This is a genomic window from Pseudoalteromonas luteoviolacea CPMOR-1, from assembly GCF_001625685.1.
GTDB lineage: Bacteria > Pseudomonadota > Gammaproteobacteria > Enterobacterales > Alteromonadaceae > Pseudoalteromonas > Pseudoalteromonas luteoviolacea_K.
The window spans coordinates 91,314-109,228 of record NZ_AUYC01000015.1 but is presented as its reverse complement, the minus strand read 5'-3'; the positions used below and the strand labels follow the sequence as shown (position 1 = coordinate 109,228).

26 protein-coding genes are annotated in these 17,915 nt (G+C 42.9%); 5 read left to right on the top strand and 21 right to left on the bottom strand.

Going from position 1 to position 17,915, the window contains the following annotated elements:
* Position 1: 1 nt before the first annotated feature.
* From N473_RS05215 to N473_RS05115, 21 genes are all read right to left on the bottom strand, one after another.
* Positions 2-355 carry a hypothetical protein gene (locus N473_RS05215; RefSeq protein WP_063367015.1) on the bottom strand — a complete coding sequence of 118 codons (354 nt, stop codon included), beginning with the start codon at positions 353-355 and terminating at the stop codon, positions 2-4.
* A gap of 7 nt (positions 356-362) precedes the next feature.
* Positions 363-1,151 (bottom strand): hypothetical protein, encoded by a 789-nt coding sequence (locus N473_RS05210; protein WP_063367014.1) that lies wholly within the window; start codon positions 1,149-1,151, stop codon positions 363-365.
* A gap of 63 nt (positions 1,152-1,214) precedes the next feature.
* Positions 1,215-2,129 carry a hypothetical protein gene (locus N473_RS05205; RefSeq protein WP_063367013.1) on the bottom strand — a complete coding sequence of 305 codons (915 nt, stop codon included), beginning with the start codon at positions 2,127-2,129 and terminating at the stop codon, positions 1,215-1,217.
* 4 nt (positions 2,130-2,133) lie between these two features.
* On the bottom strand, positions 2,134-2,688 hold the full coding sequence (locus N473_RS05200) for a phage tail protein (RefSeq protein ID WP_039608556.1): 555 nt from the start codon (positions 2,686-2,688) through the stop codon (positions 2,134-2,136).
* 14 nt (positions 2,689-2,702) lie between these two features.
* Positions 2,703-3,593 (bottom strand): phage tail protein I, encoded by an 891-nt coding sequence (locus tag N473_RS05195; RefSeq protein ID WP_063367012.1) that lies wholly within the window; start codon positions 3,591-3,593, stop codon positions 2,703-2,705.
* Positions 3,586-4,617 carry a baseplate assembly protein gene (locus N473_RS05190; RefSeq protein ID WP_063367011.1) on the bottom strand — a complete coding sequence of 344 codons (1,032 nt, stop codon included), beginning with the start codon at positions 4,615-4,617 and terminating at the stop codon, positions 3,586-3,588. The genes N473_RS05195 and N473_RS05190 overlap by 8 nt, the downstream gene beginning before the upstream one ends.
* 75 nt (positions 4,618-4,692) lie before the next feature.
* Positions 4,693-4,995, bottom strand: coding sequence for a hypothetical protein (locus N473_RS05185; RefSeq protein WP_063367010.1), 303 nt, complete (start codon positions 4,993-4,995; stop codon positions 4,693-4,695).
* A gap of 12 nt (positions 4,996-5,007) precedes the next feature.
* Positions 5,008-5,907: a hypothetical protein gene (locus tag N473_RS05180; RefSeq protein WP_063367009.1), complete on the bottom strand. Its 900-nt coding sequence runs from the start codon at positions 5,905-5,907 to the stop codon at positions 5,008-5,010.
* Positions 5,908-5,981: 74 nt separating this feature from the next.
* Positions 5,982-6,365 (bottom strand): hypothetical protein, encoded by a 384-nt coding sequence (locus N473_RS05175; RefSeq protein WP_063367008.1) that lies wholly within the window; start codon positions 6,363-6,365, stop codon positions 5,982-5,984.
* Positions 6,366-6,375: 10 nt separating this feature from the next.
* Positions 6,376-6,990 carry a hypothetical protein gene (locus tag N473_RS05170; protein WP_063367007.1) on the bottom strand — a complete coding sequence of 205 codons (615 nt, stop codon included), beginning with the start codon at positions 6,988-6,990 and terminating at the stop codon, positions 6,376-6,378.
* Between the two features lie 110 nt (positions 6,991-7,100).
* Positions 7,101-7,562, bottom strand: coding sequence for a hypothetical protein (locus N473_RS05165; RefSeq protein ID WP_063367006.1), 462 nt, complete (start codon positions 7,560-7,562; stop codon positions 7,101-7,103).
* A 19-nt stretch (positions 7,563-7,581) separates the two neighbouring features.
* Positions 7,582-8,358 carry a hypothetical protein gene (locus N473_RS05160; protein WP_063367005.1) on the bottom strand — a complete coding sequence of 259 codons (777 nt, stop codon included), beginning with the start codon at positions 8,356-8,358 and terminating at the stop codon, positions 7,582-7,584.
* Positions 8,359-8,419: 61 nt separating this feature from the next.
* Positions 8,420-8,689, bottom strand: coding sequence for a hypothetical protein (locus tag N473_RS05155; RefSeq protein ID WP_063367004.1), 270 nt, complete (start codon positions 8,687-8,689; stop codon positions 8,420-8,422).
* A 9-nt stretch (positions 8,690-8,698) separates the two neighbouring features.
* Positions 8,699-9,253 carry a phage tail protein gene (locus N473_RS05150; RefSeq protein WP_196766368.1) on the bottom strand — a complete coding sequence of 185 codons (555 nt, stop codon included), beginning with the start codon at positions 9,251-9,253 and terminating at the stop codon, positions 8,699-8,701.
* Between the two features lie 25 nt (positions 9,254-9,278).
* A complete protein-coding gene (locus N473_RS05145; protein ID WP_063367002.1) occupies positions 9,279-10,289 on the bottom strand; it encodes a phage tail protein I in 1,011 nt (336 codons plus the stop codon).
* 2 nt (positions 10,290-10,291) lie between these two features.
* A complete protein-coding gene (locus N473_RS05140; protein WP_063367001.1) occupies positions 10,292-11,128 on the bottom strand; it encodes a baseplate assembly protein in 837 nt (278 codons plus the stop codon).
* Between the two features lie 119 nt (positions 11,129-11,247).
* Positions 11,248-11,496: a hypothetical protein gene (locus tag N473_RS05135; protein ID WP_145925043.1), complete on the bottom strand. Its 249-nt coding sequence runs from the start codon at positions 11,494-11,496 to the stop codon at positions 11,248-11,250.
* Entirely contained in the window at positions 11,493-11,891 is a 399-nt protein-coding gene (locus N473_RS05130; RefSeq protein WP_196766367.1) for a 3TM-type holin, read from the bottom strand. The genes N473_RS05135 and N473_RS05130 overlap by 4 nt, the downstream gene beginning before the upstream one ends.
* The gene (locus N473_RS05125) at positions 11,888-12,307 is read right to left on the bottom strand and encodes a glycoside hydrolase family protein (RefSeq protein WP_039608545.1); all 420 of its coding nucleotides are present in this window, start codon (positions 12,305-12,307) and stop codon (positions 11,888-11,890) included. The genes N473_RS05130 and N473_RS05125 overlap by 4 nt, the downstream gene beginning before the upstream one ends.
* Before the next feature lie 15 nt (positions 12,308-12,322).
* The gene (locus N473_RS05120; RefSeq protein ID WP_039608544.1) at positions 12,323-12,682 is read right to left on the bottom strand and encodes a hypothetical protein; all 360 of its coding nucleotides are present in this window, start codon (positions 12,680-12,682) and stop codon (positions 12,323-12,325) included.
* Positions 12,657-12,932 (bottom strand): helix-turn-helix domain-containing protein, encoded by a 276-nt coding sequence (locus tag N473_RS05115; RefSeq protein WP_063366999.1) that lies wholly within the window; start codon positions 12,930-12,932, stop codon positions 12,657-12,659. The genes N473_RS05120 and N473_RS05115 overlap by 26 nt, the downstream gene beginning before the upstream one ends.
* Positions 12,933-13,514: 582 nt before the next feature.
* Between N473_RS05115 and ettA the strand changes: the two genes are divergently transcribed.
* The 5 genes from ettA (at position 13,515) to N473_RS05090 (ending at position 17,884) form a co-directional block, all read left to right on the top strand.
* Positions 13,515-15,179 carry an energy-dependent translational throttle protein EttA gene (gene ettA / locus N473_RS05110; protein WP_039608542.1) on the top strand — a complete coding sequence of 555 codons (1,665 nt, stop codon included), beginning with the start codon at positions 13,515-13,517 and terminating at the stop codon, positions 15,177-15,179.
* A gap of 110 nt (positions 15,180-15,289) precedes the next feature.
* Positions 15,290-15,652 (top strand): PilZ domain-containing protein, encoded by a 363-nt coding sequence (locus N473_RS05105; RefSeq protein WP_063366998.1) that lies wholly within the window; start codon positions 15,290-15,292, stop codon positions 15,650-15,652.
* Positions 15,653-15,675: 23 nt separating this feature from the next.
* On the top strand, positions 15,676-16,080 hold the full coding sequence (locus N473_RS05100) for a DUF350 domain-containing protein (protein WP_063366997.1): 405 nt from the start codon (positions 15,676-15,678) through the stop codon (positions 16,078-16,080).
* Positions 16,081-16,089: 9 nt separating this feature from the next.
* On the top strand, positions 16,090-16,683 hold the full coding sequence (locus N473_RS05095) for a DUF1190 domain-containing protein (protein ID WP_063366996.1): 594 nt from the start codon (positions 16,090-16,092) through the stop codon (positions 16,681-16,683).
* Between the two features lie 31 nt (positions 16,684-16,714).
* Positions 16,715-17,884, top strand: coding sequence for a glutathionylspermidine synthase family protein (locus N473_RS05090; protein WP_063366995.1), 1,170 nt, complete (start codon positions 16,715-16,717; stop codon positions 17,882-17,884).
* Positions 17,885-17,915 lie beyond the last annotated feature (31 nt).

The following is a 17,915-nucleotide window of genomic DNA, read 5'->3' as shown; positions in this document are numbered from 1 at the left end:
ATTACTTAATAATATCAGCGACACCTTGCGCGCGCGCTTCAATCTCAGCAAGCACGGTTTCAGTTCCTTTATGCTGATACGGGAAAGCCAACTGATCCGCATTGAGCTTTTCTACTATCGGTGCAAACAAGCTTGCAGATTGTGACGCTGCCGATTTAACTTCATCAAGAGAGGCTGCTGTTGAAATTGCCTGGGTTAATTTAGCAAACTCAACCAAGATCATATGAGTAGTATCAGAGGTCGTGCCTATCAAGGAGTCCGCATCTGCAACTTCATAATGAATGCGCGAGCGCTGCTCTGCTTTAATATGATTTACACTGATATCTTTATTATCAAAAGGGTTTGTCTCAGACATATATCACCTATTCCGAAATGTTAGGGTAGTTAACAACACGGTCAATTGAGAAGTTACAGTTGCCGCCAAACTGTAAAATATTCTGCGGCAGCAGGCCTTGAGGGTTAGATACACCATCAGAGACCACATTCACTAGTCTTGCAAATAAGCAGCTGTATGGATGTAAGCCTGCGATATTCATACATGGAATATCCTTAACCAGAGAGCCATTCCACCAGCCCCCCATTTGAGAGCGATTTATATCAACGCCTTGTGACGCAATGTTGTCATTTATCTGCTCGCTGGTCGCACTTTCATTGGTTAGTATGAATTGCATATATGTGCGACTCCAATCAGCCACATATTTCTCAGGGGTTTCAGAATAACCAGGCGAGTATGAATAACCCGACACGGTATGAACCTTAGTGAGTGCTTTCGCAGCTGGATACGTATTGTGCCCGGTCCAGGCACCTCCATTTGGCACTCTTATCCAATTAGAGCGTGACTCATCATTTGGATCGGCCACTAACCCATTGTCTTGAATAAGTGTATTTTTACTATGTAACTTACGGTCATAGTAGTTAATGCGCATATCGGCATGGCTTTGAGCCAAATTAATGATGGCTTGTTGAATACGACTATCTCCAGCTGTGACTGCTGCGCTCACATCTGCTTGCGCTTTTGCTACCGCAGCATCAATTTCACCGGTTTTGTTTATCACTGTATTTGCTAAGTCATTATTCGATGTGATTAATTCACCATTGGTCGTATGTAGCTCTGTGATGAGCTGCTCAAGCGTTTTAGCTTGTGTAGACATAAATATTGTCCTCAATAGAAATTTGAAATATAAATAGTAAAAAAGAAAGGAAAGGTTGCAGAGTTAGCTCGTTGCAGCAACGGGTGGAGCAACATGATTTAGCCCTGTCACCTTAGAGATCAAATAGCAGCCTGCAGCCAACTCCACACCGGGGTTAGACAGTTGCTCACAATGCATATCAACGTTATTAAATACTGCCAGTACGGCACCGCCCACTGGAGCTGTGTCCAATCGAATATGTGGCATAGGCTCATAAACTATCTCACCTGCACTATTAGAAATATGCGAGGCAAATGTGACGTTACTCATTGAGAACATCCCAATTTTGCTAAACTTGGCATAATTGGCTGCAACAAAGTAAGGAAAAAATTGCCCTGTTGTATTGCGATGAAACACCACCACTGGAAAGCTGGCACTGTCACTGGCCAATGAATAAGCAGCCTTGCCTAAGTTTTCAAATAATCGATTGCCCGCCATCAATATGGTCTTTTGAAATTCTCCAAACAGCTCAAGTGTAATTGATGCATTGTCACCACTGGTGTTAAACGCAATTGCACCTGTAAAGTGCAGTTTTAACCCGATAGATTGCCAATCATTCTCGGTATACGTATTAAAAATAACTGAGCAACCTGGCACCACCACGGTCGTGGAAACATGCTCTACATTATTTGCTGCAAGCATGATGCGAGCAAAGCAACCCGGTACCAGTTTAGCCACTGCTGCTTTGATTGTGTTTAGTGGCGCTTGTGCACTTAAGCCATCGTTGCTGTCACTACCAACCGTTCGATCAGCATTGACATACAAGGTCTGCGTAAATGTGCTTTTTATTTCGCCATTGACTTTGGAAAACGCCGAATCAACTTTACTGTCTACGTTGAGTAATAACTGGTTGATATCATTTGTTAGTTCGCTACATTGCTGAGTCAAATTTGCGTTGTTACTGGCAAGTTCAGCCACACTTTTTGATAAACTAGACATGGTGTTACCCCTCCAGCTTTAAAAGGCGGTCATTAAAGTGTATTTGCCTCAAATTTGACTGAATTTGCGCTGTCAGTGCTTTGGTTTGTGCAATGGTCAGTGCGGCAAATTCATCGGCGTAATATAGACTTAAATCCCCCGATACATTGAAGTCCAAGCTTTCCGGCGGAACCGCCGTTAAAAGCAAATCGAATCCTTGGACAATTTTCGCAATCGGCGTCTGAAAAAAAAGCACATTCTCAGGGTGAGACCAGACAGCAAACAAAGTCCGTTGGCTTTCGTCTTGATGGTCATTGAGGTAAAAACCTACTTCTTTTACCGCATACTGATTATCATCCGTAAATTCTGCTGTTACATGGAACTGACCATTACCCACTACTTCAGCACCCGATACAGGTGCTGTATTTTTTTGACTTTTTAAAGCCGTTTGATTTCTATCGGGTGTATAACCCGCATCACCCACAGCAATATGGCCAATTTGAATTTTAACCCCTTGTTCAAGGGCACTGACCGCTGCATTTATTCCCTGCTGCGTCACAACAGGTGTATATACATTCATATAGGTACCTCAGATTATAAATTAAGCGTGATATTTTGAATGGAAACGGTGTAAGCACCGCTTGTTATTGAACTATTTGATTTATGTTGAAATTTAGGATTGTCTTTCAACGAAGTATTTGAGAGATGAGCCGTAACCGCAGAAGCGGATATAACGACACTCGAGCTAAAATATGCCATTGCTTTATCTGCAAACGACTGTGTCCCAATATGATTAGATGCACTCGCCGATGCAACATGTACTGAGCTTAAGTTAAAATCAAAACTCGGGTTATCTACTAGCTTTGATGCATGTACACTGCCTAATTGAGCTGCCGCAAAATGACATACATTGACTGGGGAAAAATTAAATATCGGTTCATCGCGGTGCATAGCGATTTGCATCGACGCGCTTTGCCCTCCCCCAATCACTTGGATGCCCGTGTTGAGGTTAACACCAATATTAAAATCGATATTCGTCCGCATTGGCTTTGTCGCCACCACAGATTGCCACATTTGCCCCTGCAATTTAGGACTTAAAAAAGTGCTACCATTGCTGTCTAGATTCTCATTGGCAATGGCCAGCAACTTTGCGCTATGTGGTACACCACCATATTGCCACCACTCTTGTAGCTCAATCTTGGCATTGAGCACTTTCAATGCGTTATTTACCGCACTGATCGTCCCTTTATATCTGTGCCGTGGCACACTGTCCGCAATGACCTTGCGCTGCACATGCTCTGGCCAAGCACTATCCCACACATCCACACTCAATGAGTCGGCAAGCCAAGGCAAAAACCGTACAGGACATGTCCACGGATCCCATAACTGCTTATGCGATACGGGGATATTCAATATTCGGTCACTACAATGCTCAAGCGCCAACTCCAACTCGGAAGTATTTCCCTGTAATGTGAAGTTAGACATGCTCCTCTCCCACCGAGATGGTTGCACGAGAGCAAAACGCAGCCTGATGAGCTTGCACAGCAATGTCCCACTGCGGCGCACTCAGCTCAACTCGCTGCACCCCCTCACGATGCAATACTGCATATAAACCAGACAGGGAAATGTCATGTCCCAATTTATGATGCTCAGCCAACCACGCCGCTAAACTTACTTTCGCTTCCTCAACCAGTGCCGGCCCATCCATACCAGGGTAAATGTGCAATACCGCGTCTAGCTCAAATTCGATGATATCTGCGGATTTGATATGCACTCTGTCAGTCATCGGCCTAACACTATCCTTGTTTAACTGTGTTTTGACATGCTCTATGACCTCTGGGGTTGCCTGGCCATTTCCTTGGCTTGTTAGTAACGTCACCACCACGTCCCCAGGTGCTGGCTCTGATGGTTCAGCACCTGACAGTACCTCTGGCGTCAAACCAGCATCATCTGTACATACCAATATTCGCGCACTAGGCGGCAATAAGTTAGCGACTTGCTCAGGTAAGTCGATATAAGCAAACTCGGGCGCATCTACAAACACATCCTTGACATATTGCGACCCCTTCAATGCATGAAAAGCGTATGCGCCTGCGGGGCCCGCGGTGCTAAATCCTTCTAGGGCCAGTGCAATACGTTCACGATACCGCTCATCACTTTCATAAATAGCTGGTTTCGGAGGTATCAGTGCATTATCAGCTGGCTCTAATATTGCGCGCTCAACTTCAAAGCGATTACCCAAATAATCAAGTTCACTGCTTGTAGCATGTGCCAGTAGCACGCCATGTGCACTGTCATTAATACGCTGACGCAGCAACAACTCCCGGTAGGCAAATGACTCCACTAACTTAATCACTGGATCGCTGATAAGGTTAAGCTCAGCGTCAGGAAAGCGTGTTTTAAAGTCATCTAAAATCTCAGCCCTAATCTTTTCAAAGCTTAGTGGCTCAATGAGGTTTGGCGCCGGCAAACGGCTGAGATCTATGGCGCTAAAGTTTGTCAATGACATAACTAAGCTCTTAAATCGGTTATTGAAAAGTGCCTGAGTATGAATGCTCAGGCCAAATAGTGGCTTAAAGTAAACTTAAGACTTCGGATAGCTGGCTTTTATTTCGGCTCTCGCTGCCAACCAAGATTGCTTTGCATCTAGAGTGGCTTGTACGCTCTCACCAAACTCAGTTAAGTTCGCCATATAGTCAATAAATAAGTGATCACTTTTAGTCTGATAATCACTCAGCCTTGCTTGGGCTACTTCTTCTTCAGAGTAAACAATTACATAATCTCCATCTGTGTACCCTGCCAGTTCAGCAACTTCTTTTGCTGATTCAGCATTGTGAATACCACTGGCAACCACTTTACCCGTTGAAATTTGTTTTAATAATGCCATTGCTATACTCCTTTAACTGAGGTTATTTCTTTGAAATTCTGCGAAGTCAGTATGTGAATAAGGGTGGCCGATATCATTGGCCCAAATCATGTTATCTCCATGATCACCAGTCCCCGCATAAGGTAGGCATATAGCGACTTTCATTCGACCTCGGCCTGCAAAAAGTGGCTGGTGATTTCCACCCCATCCTAATTTGCGAGAATGCTTATAAACCCACCCTTTACCTAAATCGCCTTTATCCGCTTTTATAGTGGCAACACGATTTGCAGCAGGGTAAAAACTTATTCCGTCAGAGCATTCAAGGACGTTTACCCAACAACTAGATTGACTAAAAAACTCTCCACGACCCCAGCCAATATAAGAATCTGTACCTTGATTCATAACGAAAAAGTGTCCCACGTCTGGGCTGCTGTCTCTTCCTTTGACAATTTCGACATCAAATAATAGTACTTTGTAATTACTACCATAAAAATTGGTTTCAGAGCGCTTATCACCGAGTGCTTTTTGTAAAAAGTCTCCTGATGGCGTTAAACCATTATCCACCAGCTTATCAAGCGTTAATCTCGTTACAGTACCCGACGCTTCAACGCCACTATCAACCCAGCACCGCCAAGGCTTTCTGTGTGAACTCACCATATCCACAGCGACATTGTCTGTGCCAATGCCATTAAAGTATTTACTGTCAATCAGCAGGTTGGGTGCCAGCGGTAAGGCCTTTTGGAAATCTTGAATTTTGCTATCCACCGCCTGCTCTTTAGCAGTCAAACGACTCTCAACAGCCGCGTTTTTTTGATCAATCTCGATGGCCTTTTGTGCCACCCGAGCATCAATATCTTCAATTTTTGTATCAACGATATCACTTAACTTTTCCGCCGCTTCAACGACCCGTGTAATGTCTTGCTCTAAAGACATGATTTAACCTCCGTTTAAAATAAAAAGCCCACCAAATTAGGTGGGCTAGGTTTGTTATAAAAACAAAAAAATAATTACTCTTGATTCGATTGTTCCTGAATTAATTGGCTCACACCATTGGCACGCTGAACAACTTCTTCAATCACATCTGAAGGGTCTTTAACCTGATAAGGAAAGATAAGCTCATTGCCATTCACTTTGCCTTCAATAATACCAATTGCATTTTTAAGTGATGCCACAGATGTCCGCATTTCCGCTAAGGAGTTTGCTTGGCTGAGCTTATTTGCAAAGCCACTCAATTCATTTAATAGTAAGTGGGTTAGGTCACTGGTCGTGCCAACCATTGAGTCAGTGTCTGCAACATAATAATTAATTTCATTTCTCAATATCATCTTTGACTGTTTGTCGCGGGCATTCAATTGCTCTTCGGTTGTATCTAATTCGATTCCATTTTCCATTTTTTCTTCCTTATAATTGTTCAGCTGGATCGTTAATAATTTCAATATCACCATGCTTAATCAGACGGCCATTACCAACTCTCATAGTGTCAACACTTAGCGTCAAAAAGTGGCATTTTTCAAAACTCAACCTGCAGTAAATATGATTATCTGAGCCAACATATATTGTCGGTAAATGAGTACCTGTTGCTTGAGGTAAATAAACCCCCTCAACATTTGGGAAACTATATCCTACAAAAGTTGCATCAACGGCTTCAGCTTGGTGATACGCGTGACCGATTACTTTGATATGAAACATCTCATTATGTTGCAGCACATTGAGCGGCAACCTAAAGTGAATCTTTGCTGGCCCATTGCCTGAAGTAAAATAATTTGCCACTCCAATAGCACGGGTACCACGCTCCCCATTTCCAATAATGGCTAAGTTATCGAGCGCCGCATCAACTTTGCTAATTTGACCAGATATAGTCTCATCTAATTCTGATTCTTTTTGTGTAACTCGAGACTCCATCTGGGCAACTTTGCCATTCACTGTATTATTAATATCTTCAATTTTTGTATCTACGATGCCAGTTAGCTGCTCTGCTGCACTGACTACATTTGCAATGTCTTGCTCTAAAGACATAATTTACCTCCAATTTAAAATAAAAAAGCCCACCAAATGGTGGGCTTCACGTTTGAGTTTTTTCTAACTCGGCATCAACACGGTGTGCTCAGAACCGTGTAATGCCTGACTTACTTTGCTTTAATAACAGTGTCAACGCCGTTTGCGCGCGTCATAATATCTGTCATCACCGCATCTTGACCTTTGGTCTGATAAGGAAAGCTCAGCTCACCTGCTGAAACTTTTGTTTCAATATCGCCAATTGCCGCTTTAAGTGATGTCGTAGAAGTACGCATCTCAGCTAAGGTGGATGCATCGCTTAGTTTATTCACAAAGCCACTTAGCTCATTTAGTAACATATGTACTGTGTCTGATGTGGTACCAAGCAACGACTCGGTATCCGCCACTTGCTGCTCGATAGATAAACGTACATCATCACGGCTCTTTTGCTGTGCTTCTTCAACACTCAGCTCGACAGAAAAAATACTCTGTTCACCGAAGTTTTCTTTAACCATTTGGGCAACTGCATACTGCGGGGTTTGGGCATCAAAAAATGCTTCCACCAATTGACCATTTACTATTAAATTCGCCATAAACTAACTCTCCTTATAATCAAGTCACTACGTCGTATGCATCATCACCAATATAGGCGAATTGACCCCAAGCTTTATCTAGAGGAACATGACCTGTCACAACAGCTGGAAGTGCGACTTGGATCACCCCTTTTTGATCCGCTGGCAGGTTTTTACCTGCTGAATACGGGTGGCAATGAAGGTAACGGTTTCTTTGCGAGTGCGTATAATGTGTGCCACATAGCTTAGCCGGCTCTCCAGCTTGCAACCCCTGGCACCACATTCCGTGAGGCACAACGCCACTGATGTGCTTAACAATTGCACCAACAGTGACATGCGTCGCTCTTCGGGTATATTGGTACATCAAATAGGCATCAACATGGCTATTTTCTCCACCTCTATTCGGAGCAAACTCTAACTCCCAAATATTGAAGTTTTGTGCAAACCATTTCGTATCAGAATCCATAGCACGCAAAAACTCTCTGGCAAGCGGTGTTCGCTGATCTGCATCGATATCAGTTTCTACTTTTTCAAGGAGTGTTGCTTTAGTCACATAACCGCTTGACCAATTCAGCGGAAATGTACCTGCAGTGTTCGCTACTAAAGCTTGGTTTTTAGTCGTTCTAAAATGCGACTGACGCTCTTCATAAGAGTTCAGTAAAGCATCAGCGCTGGCTAGATGCGCATCCACCTTGGTTTTCGTCTCAGCCACCGCGGTGTTTAATTTGTTCGTGATCTCACTGATCTGATTATCAACAGTCGCTGTCAACCCTTCAGTGGCCTCAACAACGCGTGTGATATCCTGTTCTAAAGACATTTACATTCTCCATTTATACAAAAAACCCGCTTAAAGCGGGCTTTTTGAAATCTGTTTTGAATTATTTTCCATGAAATTTTGGATAACGCGCCTGCACCGACTTTCGCGCATGGAGCCACGCTTGTTTTGCCTCAAATGCTTGCTGGCTATGTTCACCATGCTCAGCTTTCGCTGCTAAATATTTAAATGCCAAGCCATCACTTTGCTGTTGATAGCCCAAAATACGCGCTGCCTGACATTGCGCTTGTTGCTGCAATACTTTTGCTTCTTGCATCAACTTAAGTGCTTCTTCCGCTAACGTTTGTGCACGCTGGTTATCTACTTTTTTCATGAAATTTCCTTACAAAATACCTTTGTCAATTAATGCAAACTTTTGTTTTAAATGACGATACATATTCATGATCTGTGAACGCGCCATTTTGGCAAGCTCAGGGGCTATTAAGATATTAAAATCGACCCCTTTATCAATAATGGTAATCGCATCGCCCGGCACACCTGTCAGTGTGAGATCAAACGCTAATAACAGATCAATATCATTAGATTTGTACGCAATCGGATCTGTCGCTGAATAAACGGCAAACAACACATGACGTATTTGACCGTTTACTTCTTCTTCGGTGTAAAAACCAACTTCGTTGACAAAAAACCCGTCATCAGCCACTTTTGAGTCGTCGCGTACGGTTAAGTGAAGCTGCTTATTTGCTTCATCATAATCTGCGCAGTCAATATCTAGACGATATCGCTCCGCTTTCAGATTGGTAGTGTTTTCATCCACTTGATGCACACCTGAGCCAATCCCGATTTTGGTGATTTTCGCTTTAAAGCCATTTTGCTGTGCTCTGAACACAGCAGCCAGTCCCGCTGACGTGATCACCGGTTGTAAAATCGTGCTCACTATTGCACTCCTTGTTTGTCGATATTTATGATGCAGACACTGCATTGAAGTACAAACGACACACGGTCGTTTGCTTTGCGCTGTTTGACATCGCACCCGCAATACGGCTGCTAAATTCAATCATGCGCGAAGGCATGGTTTGGTCACTGCGTATATAAGTTCTAACGACTTGACCTGAACCCGTTGAAAGCGATGCACCAAATCCGAGTTTGGCGCCCGCCCTTAACTTTCGCTCACTGGCAGTATTGATGCGCTGGCGACTAACCAATGGCACCTGTTTTCTAATAACAAGGGCGCAGCCTGGCTGAGCAAATGATGTGATCTTACGCTCAGAAGAGGATGCTGCATAATAGCGAGAAGAGGCTGTGCGATGCCCAGAAATAGCACCAGCGAGTGAAAGCGTGTTACTGCCCGCACGTTTTTTTGTGTGTGGCATAACTTTGGCATAAAGCCGACTAGACGCAAAACCATGGCCACTACTGGCCGCTGCAATTTGCGATGACATTTTCATGCCAACTAAAAAATCAAAATGTGCCCGTTGTGGCTTAGTTTGATTGGTCACGCGGTGTATTGCATCATACAATTTTTGATCAAGCACCACCGCGCGACTGGTATAAGGTACATCATTGGCCCATGCAATGAAGGTAAAAGTATGTGGCTCACCACTGTGATGAGGTGCTAAATACACATCATCTACATCATCGAACCATTCAAAAAATTCAATCTCAAGACCCAGTGAAGCCAATGCGCGCTTAACCGCGCCAACGGTTCCCTTATGTTTATGAACCGTCACTGAGTTGGCTATCATCGCCCGCTTTGTTTCTACAGGCCAATCTTCTTTCCATTCGTCGACAGATAATGCCCAGGCGAGCCAAGGCAACAAAGATTCAGGGCAAGTCATCGGGTCCCATTGTGATCCAATGTATTCTGGGATGACAGTTCTGGTATCAAACTGTTCACGGGTATGTGATAAATGCTGCTCAAGATGTTGCTCTAAATTGCTTCCATTGTGAGGCAGAAGTGATTTTTCGCTCATGATTAGGCCTCATCTGGAAACTGTAAATTAATATCTAAGCTATACGCCTGATTGACGCTGGGTTGTAAATCTTCAGTGGGGGCGAGTACTTTTACTTTTCTTACTCCAGGCTGATGCAATGCATCAATGATCCCTGAGTGAGGTACTTCTTCACCTAATTTACAGTGTTGTATCATAAACACATCTAGCGCCTGCATAATGGCCAGCTCAACCTGTGCCTTATTTGCACCGATATTTAAATATATTTGCGCACTCAACACCTGCCTCGTAGGCATTACCCACTGCGTCACTACTTTATCTGTTATTGGGCGGATATCTTCATCATGTAGCCGCGTGTCAATATCCGCTTTAATTTCATTTGCTTGAGCTTCTGTCATGGTATTGATTAATGCATATACATTGACATAACCCGGACGCTCAGAGTCTACATACACATCTTTAACCTGATCGTTCGCGGTGAGCGTATGATACTCGTAGGCGCCTTTAGTACCGGCCATACTGTAGCTTTCTAGTGACAGAGGAATTCTTTGCCGATACCGCTCATCGTCTTCATTTTCGTCTCGCCCAATGCCAAATAAGGCGCCTAAATTGTCTAAGTCGCTGCCTTGTGAAAATGCCAACATCACAGATTTGGCCGCGTCATTAATCCTTTGTCTGAGCAACAGTTCACGATATGACGCTATTTCAATTAATTTAATTGCAGGATCAGAGGCCAATAAAGCATGATCCGGCAACTTTTCGAGCAAAGCTTGCTCCATTTGCTTATAAATCTCATCATAACTAAGCGCTTCAATAACCTGAGGTGGTGGCAATTTAGCTAATTCGATGGCTGTACTCACAATTCGTCTCCTGATAATACGTTTGCGCACGAACGCACATGCAATCTCATAGCTTGTGCACATGGATTTAAGTGATTAATTACAAAAAAAGGGATTTTTAAACAGTGGCCAGATAGGCCTTAAAGGGAGGTGCGCTTTGCACTGAGCAGCGCATCAAGTTTTTTGTCTATAGAATCAAGACGCTTTTCAATCCGCTTTTGATCTTCCTTACGGATTTGTTTTAAATGGGCTAACTCTTGAGAGTTAGAAGTAATACGTTTATCTAAGTCACTTAGATACAAGATGCTTGATACAACCAAGGCAATCGTTGTAAGAATGTGGGCTAAACTCAACTCCTTTTTCATTTGCCAATTTTCAGGTTGTCTCACTTTGCCACTCCTTTCAACTTTTCAATGGTCCGAAGGCCTGCTAGCCCCAACATACCTAAAGTCAATTCCAACATCACATCAAGTGGCAGTATCGGCACCCCATGCTCTGGAAAAAACCACTGTAAAATTGGGTTGATCACAAAAGCAAATAAAAAACCAAGCCCACATACCCACATCAAAAATGGTCGAGCACCAGCAACAAATCGACTGCGATGACTTGCCTGTACTGAATTAATATGTGCTTGTATTTCACTTTGCTTGTTAAGTAGCCTTGCCTTAATGACATGCTGTTCGAGTACTTCTTCTTCACTCGTATACAGCTCGTCTATGATTTCACTGACTACCTGCAGCGGTTCTCTCACACTGCCAGTGAACAAATTTGCTAGCCAGTTCATGATTGCCACTCCCCACTTAACATTTGCTGCGCCAATTCCTGCGCTCGACTCGGCACTTGATTAGCCCAACGGCTATCAAGCATTTCAACTGCGGCACTTTCAAACTCTCCTTGTTGCACGTGTTCAAGCATCCTTTTGAACCCCATCAGTCCTTGTAAGCCAATATTGAATGCCATATTTGTCAACACTGCTACCCGAGCTTCATTGCAGTGCGAAATATCAATACGGCGCTTTACACCTGCAAGCGCATTTTGAATATCTTGTGCAAGTAAATACTCGGCCTCTTCTTTATCCACTCCTTTATTGTCTAAATTTCTACCATAACCTATCGTGAGTTTGCCCCCCGTGCAGTAATACGGAAAGCGTCGATAGCCCTCATGTTTCTTGATTTGCTCAACCGTATTCATGATCGACATATGTTTTCCTACTCGTTAGTAGCTCAACTCCAACATGAGTGTTCTTTCAGCTTTGGTAAGCCAAAACTCTGCAGAGCGTTTTGTATCAAAACCAAGCATTTTTGCCGCTTGGCTTAATTCAACATCCAATAAATACTTAGCGCGTATTGCTCGGATGCATTCTGGTCGCAATTTGCTGATTAACTGCCCCAGTAATTCAATTTCTTCAGGTACATTCATCATGTCACTAGAAAAGTAATTGCTTCGGCCTCCTCCACTTTGCTCAGTGACAGCTTGGCGACTAAAGCCTTTGCCCAGTTCACGCTGTCGCCAATACTTGCCCCAACGTCTAAGGGCGCTGCGAATTTGTTTAATGGTTATTTGTGTCGCAATCATTGAGCTTTCCTATTACATCTATAATATCGAGTGAATAAACGTCTTCTACTAAACCAACCACATCATTCCATTTCGGGCTGTATTCTTTATTTTCCCAGCGCCTAAGTGTGCGCTCTTCAATGCCATAATTGGCCGCGGACTCTGCCTGTGTGAACCCGCGTATACGCCTTGCGAAGCGAAGGATTTCAGCCCCTAGAGGTGTTCGCTTCTCTTTAAATATTCTGCCTGATGTGTAACTTGACTGTGTCATTGCGATCCTTACCGATAGTTCAGCTAAGCTTTATGGTGATGTGAAGTTGTGTTTGGCTTAAGGTGAATGTTCGAAGCCACAAGCCGTGAAGTTATTAATGACTGTTATAACGAGAAAATAATTCGCCTATCTTTTCAGTCTGGCTTCCTAAAGAGGAAGTATCAGCACTCACACGCAATGTGAGCTATTTAGAGGTACTCATTGCATCAATGAAGTTAACCGCTTTACTTCATAGCTTTGCTGAGCATAGGTAAATAATACCTTTTTTTAGGAATTGAAACAGGTCAAAAATGCCCTAACAATAAAGACTTAAAAAAAATGCTTGTTTTTTATATAGAAAAATCGACCTGTACTCTATTTATATTTCTTCCCATGATAAATAAGCAAAACAGAACATATTTGTTGCGAAAAAAGGGGGAAAATAAGGCGGATTTATTTATCAACATCACACTGTGAATAAAAAGTAATCACGACTGTTTGGTAAATACGTCATAGCTCTTTCACTAATCTGATCACTTACATTGAATGCACCGTAAGTTGTAACTACAATAGCGGAAATAAAAAATAAGTCGGACTATATTCATGGCTCAATATATTTATACAATGTCGCGGGTGAGCAAAGTTGTTCCACCAAAGCGCACAATCCTCAAAGATATCTCGTTATGCTTTTTCCCAGGCGCAAAAATCGGCGTATTAGGTTTAAATGGTGCGGGTAAATCAACTTTACTTCGTATCATGGCGGGTGTTGACACTGAATTTGAAGGTGAGGCACGCCCACAACCAGGTACTAAAATCGGCTACCTACCACAGGAGCCAGTATTAGATGAAAGCAAAACTGTACGTGAAACGATTGAAGAAGCTGTCAGTGAAGTAAAAAATGCACTGACTCGTTTAGATGAAGTCTATGCAGAATATGCGATGGACGGTGCTGACTTTGACGCACTTGCAAAAGAGCAAGGTGAATTGGAAGCCATTATCCAAGCACATGATGGTCACAATCTAGATAATGCATTAGAGCGTGCAGCTGATGCTTTACGTCTACCTGAGTGGGATGCAAAGATTGAGCACTTATCTGGTGGTGAAAGACGACGAGTAGCAATCTGTCGTTTATTGCTTGAAAAACCTGACATGCTATTACTTGACGAACCTACCAACCACCTTGACGCCGAATCAGTCGCTTGGCTTGAGCGCTTCTTACACGATTACGAAGGTACCGTTGTTGCGATCACGCACGACCGTTACTTCTTAGATAATGTGGCAGGTTGGATCTTAGAATTAGACCGTGGCCACGGCATTCCTTGGGAAGGTAACTATACATCTTGGCTTGAGCAAAAAGATGCGCGTTTGAAGCAAGAAGAGAAATCTGAAAAAGCACGTCAAAAGTCAATTGAGAAAGAACTCGAATGGGTGCGTTCTAATCCTAAAGGACGTCAAGCGAAATCAAAAGCGCGTATGGCACAGTTTACTGAGCTACAGCAATCTGATTACCAAAAACGCAATGAGACTAACGAGCTGTTTATTCCACCAGGTCCGCGTTTGGGCGACCAAGTTATCGAAGTCAATAATCTGAAAAAAGGCTTTGGTGACCGAGTACTGATTGATGATTTGAGCTTCTCAATGCCAAAAGGGGCCATTGTCGGTATTATCGGCGCTAACGGTGCGGGTAAATCAACGCTATTTAGAATGCTAAGTGGTGAAGAACAGCCTGATAGTGGTGAGATTAAACTTGGTGACACAGTTGAGCTGGCTACTGTTGAGCAGTTCCGTGACAACATGGACGATGGCAATACCGTTTTCCAAGAAATTTCTAACGGTCAAGATATTTTAAAAATTGGTAACTTTGAAATTCCGAGTCGAGCCTATGTAGGCCGCTTCAACTTCAAAGGCAATGACCAGCAAAAATTCGTCAAAGAACTCTCTGGTGGTGAGCGTAACCGTTTACACTTAGCCAAGCTATTAAAAGCGGGTGGTAACGTTATTCTGCTGGATGAGCCAACCAATGACTTAGATGTAGAAACGCTCCGTGCACTTGAAAATGCGATTTTAGAATTCCCTGGCTGTGTAATGTGTATATCGCACGACCGTTGGTTCTTAGACCGTATTGCAACTCATATCTTAGATTATCGTGACGAAGGGCAAATTAATTTCTTCGACGGTAACTACACTGAATACGAAGAATGGCTAAAGAAAACCTTTGGCGCAGAGGCTGCTGAGCCTAAACGTATAAAATACAAAAAAATTGGCTAATTCTGTACGCCAATAACTAAAGGCCCTGAATTTACTCAGGGCTTTTTTATATCTGGTTAGTCAGCAAAAACATGACTAAACTTGAAATAACAGCATGACGAGATCGACTTATGACAGAACGCAGAAAGTTTTCTAGAATTTTATTCTCTAACACCGCTTCATTAATGACAACGTCGGGTGACTATCAATGCGAAATCATTGATTTATCACTGAATGGGGCACTGATCACACTTCCTTTGGGACTTACCCCACTGAAAGGGCAACCTGCGAGTTTAAAGTTCATTCTCCCTGGCAGTGAAATAGAAATAAACATGGAAGTCGAAATTCGCCATATAGAAGAAGCACATTTAGGCTTACACTGTGCGCAAATTGACATAGACAGTGTTACCCACCTAAAACGTTTGATAGAATTGAACATTGGAGATGATGATATACTCCACCGAGAACTGGAGCACTTACTGCTTCACGAATAATAATATGTAGGGCAAGCATCACGATGATTTTGGAATCTTTGCAAGGATTTATTCCATTTATTTTATATTTTTTAATTGGCTACTTGCTAATACTCACCTTTCTTTATGTATACACCAAAGTCACTCCACACTGCGAGTGGAGATTGGTCAAAGAAGATAATCCATCTGCTGCTGCAGCTTTTGGTGGAGCTCTGATCGGTTTTACATTGCCAATTGCCAGTGCTGCTATCAATGCCGTGTCATTAATTGATTTTGCAATTTGGGGGATCATCGCTGGTGTTATACAACTGCTGACTTTCTTTCTTGTTCGCTTGTATATGCCAAAGCTCTCAGAAAAAATTGAAAATAACCATATCAGTGCAGGCCTGTTTTTAGGCGGTGCTTCACTGGCAACCGGTATTCTCAATGCTGCATGTATGACCTATTAAGGAGTGAGTATGAAACGCAGTAAGCAAATCAAACTCACTTTAATGATGGGCACATCCGCAGGCCTGATTGGATGTTCTGATTCAGACGAATCGGCGCTGCTTTTTAAAGATGTTGATGAATGCTCATCGTTTGGTGTAGAAACTGCATCATGCCTATTTCATTATGAGCAAGCCAAAGATCAGCATTTATCCGAAGCACCGAGATATGCCACGGAACAACTGTGTGAAAGCGATTTTGGTTATGAGCGCTGTGAAAATAATGGCGGCCTATGGCGACCTGTCATGGCTGGCTTTATGGTTGCACTACTCGCAGAGGCGGTTGATGAAGGCTTAGATGCCATGAAAAAGCGCAAGAAAAGAAAAGCCGCTTTTTTAAGTGGTAAATACTACTCTGGTGCCAAACCACTTTATCGCAGCAAAGACGACTTTTTTAAATACCGTAATGCACAAAACAGCGTCGTGGCGAGCGTCAACTCAGCAGGTACCACATCAGTAAAAAGTACCGCAATCAACTATAAACCTAAGGTTAGCAAAACAATCACACGCACTAAAAGTCGCGGTGGCTTTGGTCGCAGTGCCAGTTCAAGAAGTTGGGGCGGATAACCTCCCCCCTATTACAAATCATAAAAACCACATGATCAGAATCCCTATTCAGCCAAGATCAGATTGGCAGGCTCAAGCCAATGCGCTAGGGTTTAAATTTCACACCATGCATGGCGCTCCTTACTGGGATGAAAATGCATATTATCAGTTTACGTTGTCACAGATTGAACAGGATATTGAGCAGCCGACACAAGAGCTTCATGACATGCTGCTTCATCTTATAGACAAAGTGTGTAACGACGACGAACTAATGCGTCGTTTTGCAGTACCACAATCCTATTGGAATATGATTAGGCGCTCATGGCTGCGCAGAGATCCCCATTTGTACGGTAGATTCGATTTTTGTTATGACGGGGTTTCACCCGCAAAGCTCTTAGAAGCTAACTATGACACGCCAACTTCTCTATTTGAATCAGCATACTGGCAATGGATGTGGTTAGAGCAACAAGTAAACACGGGGAAACTACCCGCGAATAGCGACCAATTTAACAGTATTCAAGAACAATTAATTGCGCGCTTTTTACATATCCATAAATTTAACCGCACTCGAACACTACATTTCAGTTGCTGCAAAAACACCGAAGAGGATAAAGGGACTATTGACTATCTAAGAAGCTGTGCACTAGAAGCGGGGATTCGGAGTCAATTTACGTTTATCGAAGATATTGGTATCAACACCGATAACCAATTTACGGATCTAGAAGACAATCCGATAGAGTGGTGTTTCAAACTCTATCCATGGGAGTTTATGTTTGATGATGAATATGGACAATCACTCAACCATATGCCAGTGCAGTGGTTAGAGCCACCATGGAAATCCCTAATTTCTAATAAAGCCATATTACCCTTACTTTGGCAATACTTCCCAAACCACCCAAATCTATTACCTGCTTATTTTAGCGATAAAAAGCATATGCTGGATAAAAATATTGGAGTTGTTAAAAAACCCATATTTTCTCGTGAAGGGGCAAATATTGAAATCATGAAGGCAGATAAGCTGATTGCGAAATCAAGTGGAGGGTATGGTGATGAAGGTTATATTTATCAGGCTTTTAAACCGCTTCCTAAATTCGCAAATGAGCATATTGTAATTGGAAGCTGGGTCATTGGTGATCAGCCCGCTGGGATCGGTCTTAGAGCAGATCCTAGTTTAATCACACAAGATCTTAGCCGCTTTGTACCTCATATCATTTTAAACTGACAAAAAAGCAGCCTGTCGGCTGCTTTTCTAA

What these genes read in the sequence shown, in the direction of transcription:
- ettA (WP_039608542.1), top strand. Translation starts at nt 13,515, where the DNA reads ATGGCTCAATATATTTATACAATGTCGCGGGTGAGCAAAGTTGTTCCA.
- N473_RS05095 (WP_063366996.1), top strand. Translation starts at nt 16,090, where the DNA reads ATGAAACGCAGTAAGCAAATCAAACTCACTTTAATGATGGGCACATCC.
- N473_RS05145 (WP_063367002.1), bottom strand. Translation starts at nt 10,289, where the DNA reads ATGAGCGAAAAATCACTTCTGCCTCACAATGGAAGCAATTTAGAGCAA.
- N473_RS05195 (WP_063367012.1), bottom strand. Translation starts at nt 3,593, where the DNA reads ATGTCTAACTTCACATTACAGGGAAATACTTCCGAGTTGGAGTTGGCG.
- N473_RS05190 (WP_063367011.1), bottom strand. Translation starts at nt 4,617, where the DNA reads ATGTCATTGACAAACTTTAGCGCCATAGATCTCAGCCGTTTGCCGGCG.
- N473_RS05200 (WP_039608556.1), bottom strand. Translation starts at nt 2,688, where the DNA reads ATGAATGTATATACACCTGTTGTGACGCAGCAGGGAATAAATGCAGCG.
- N473_RS05165 (WP_063367006.1), bottom strand. Translation starts at nt 7,562, where the DNA reads ATGGCGAATTTAATAGTAAATGGTCAATTGGTGGAAGCATTTTTTGAT.
- N473_RS05100 (WP_063366997.1), top strand. Translation starts at nt 15,676, where the DNA reads ATGATTTTGGAATCTTTGCAAGGATTTATTCCATTTATTTTATATTTT.
- N473_RS05210 (WP_063367014.1), bottom strand. Translation starts at nt 1,151, where the DNA reads ATGTCTACACAAGCTAAAACGCTTGAGCAGCTCATCACAGAGCTACAT.
- N473_RS05205 (WP_063367013.1), bottom strand. Translation starts at nt 2,129, where the DNA reads ATGTCTAGTTTATCAAAAAGTGTGGCTGAACTTGCCAGTAACAACGCA.
- N473_RS05160 (WP_063367005.1), bottom strand. Translation starts at nt 8,358, where the DNA reads ATGTCTTTAGAACAGGATATCACACGCGTTGTTGAGGCCACTGAAGGG.
- N473_RS05170 (WP_063367007.1), bottom strand. Translation starts at nt 6,990, where the DNA reads ATGTCTTTAGAGCAAGACATTGCAAATGTAGTCAGTGCAGCAGAGCAG.
- N473_RS05125 (WP_039608545.1), bottom strand. Translation starts at nt 12,307, where the DNA reads ATGTCGATCATGAATACGGTTGAGCAAATCAAGAAACATGAGGGCTAT.
- N473_RS05090 (WP_063366995.1), top strand. Translation starts at nt 16,715, where the DNA reads ATGATCAGAATCCCTATTCAGCCAAGATCAGATTGGCAGGCTCAAGCC.
- N473_RS05120 (WP_039608544.1), bottom strand. Translation starts at nt 12,682, where the DNA reads ATGATTGCGACACAAATAACCATTAAACAAATTCGCAGCGCCCTTAGA.
- N473_RS05155 (WP_063367004.1), bottom strand. Translation starts at nt 8,689, where the DNA reads ATGAAAAAAGTAGATAACCAGCGTGCACAAACGTTAGCGGAAGAAGCA.
- N473_RS05105 (WP_063366998.1), top strand. Translation starts at nt 15,290, where the DNA reads ATGACAGAACGCAGAAAGTTTTCTAGAATTTTATTCTCTAACACCGCT.
- N473_RS05185 (WP_063367010.1), bottom strand. Translation starts at nt 4,995, where the DNA reads ATGGCATTATTAAAACAAATTTCAACGGGTAAAGTGGTTGCCAGTGGT.
- N473_RS05175 (WP_063367008.1), bottom strand. Translation starts at nt 6,365, where the DNA reads ATGGAAAATGGAATCGAATTAGATACAACCGAAGAGCAATTGAATGCC.
- N473_RS05115 (WP_063366999.1), bottom strand. Translation starts at nt 12,932, where the DNA reads ATGACACAGTCAAGTTACACATCAGGCAGAATATTTAAAGAGAAGCGA.
- N473_RS05180 (WP_063367009.1), bottom strand. Translation starts at nt 5,907, where the DNA reads ATGTCTTTAGAGCAAGACATTACACGGGTCGTTGAAGCGGCGGAAAAG.
- N473_RS05130 (WP_196766367.1), bottom strand. Translation starts at nt 11,891, where the DNA reads ATGAACTGGCTAGCAAATTTGTTCACTGGCAGTGTGAGAGAACCGCTG.
- N473_RS05215 (WP_063367015.1), bottom strand. Translation starts at nt 355, where the DNA reads ATGTCTGAGACAAACCCTTTTGATAATAAAGATATCAGTGTAAATCAT.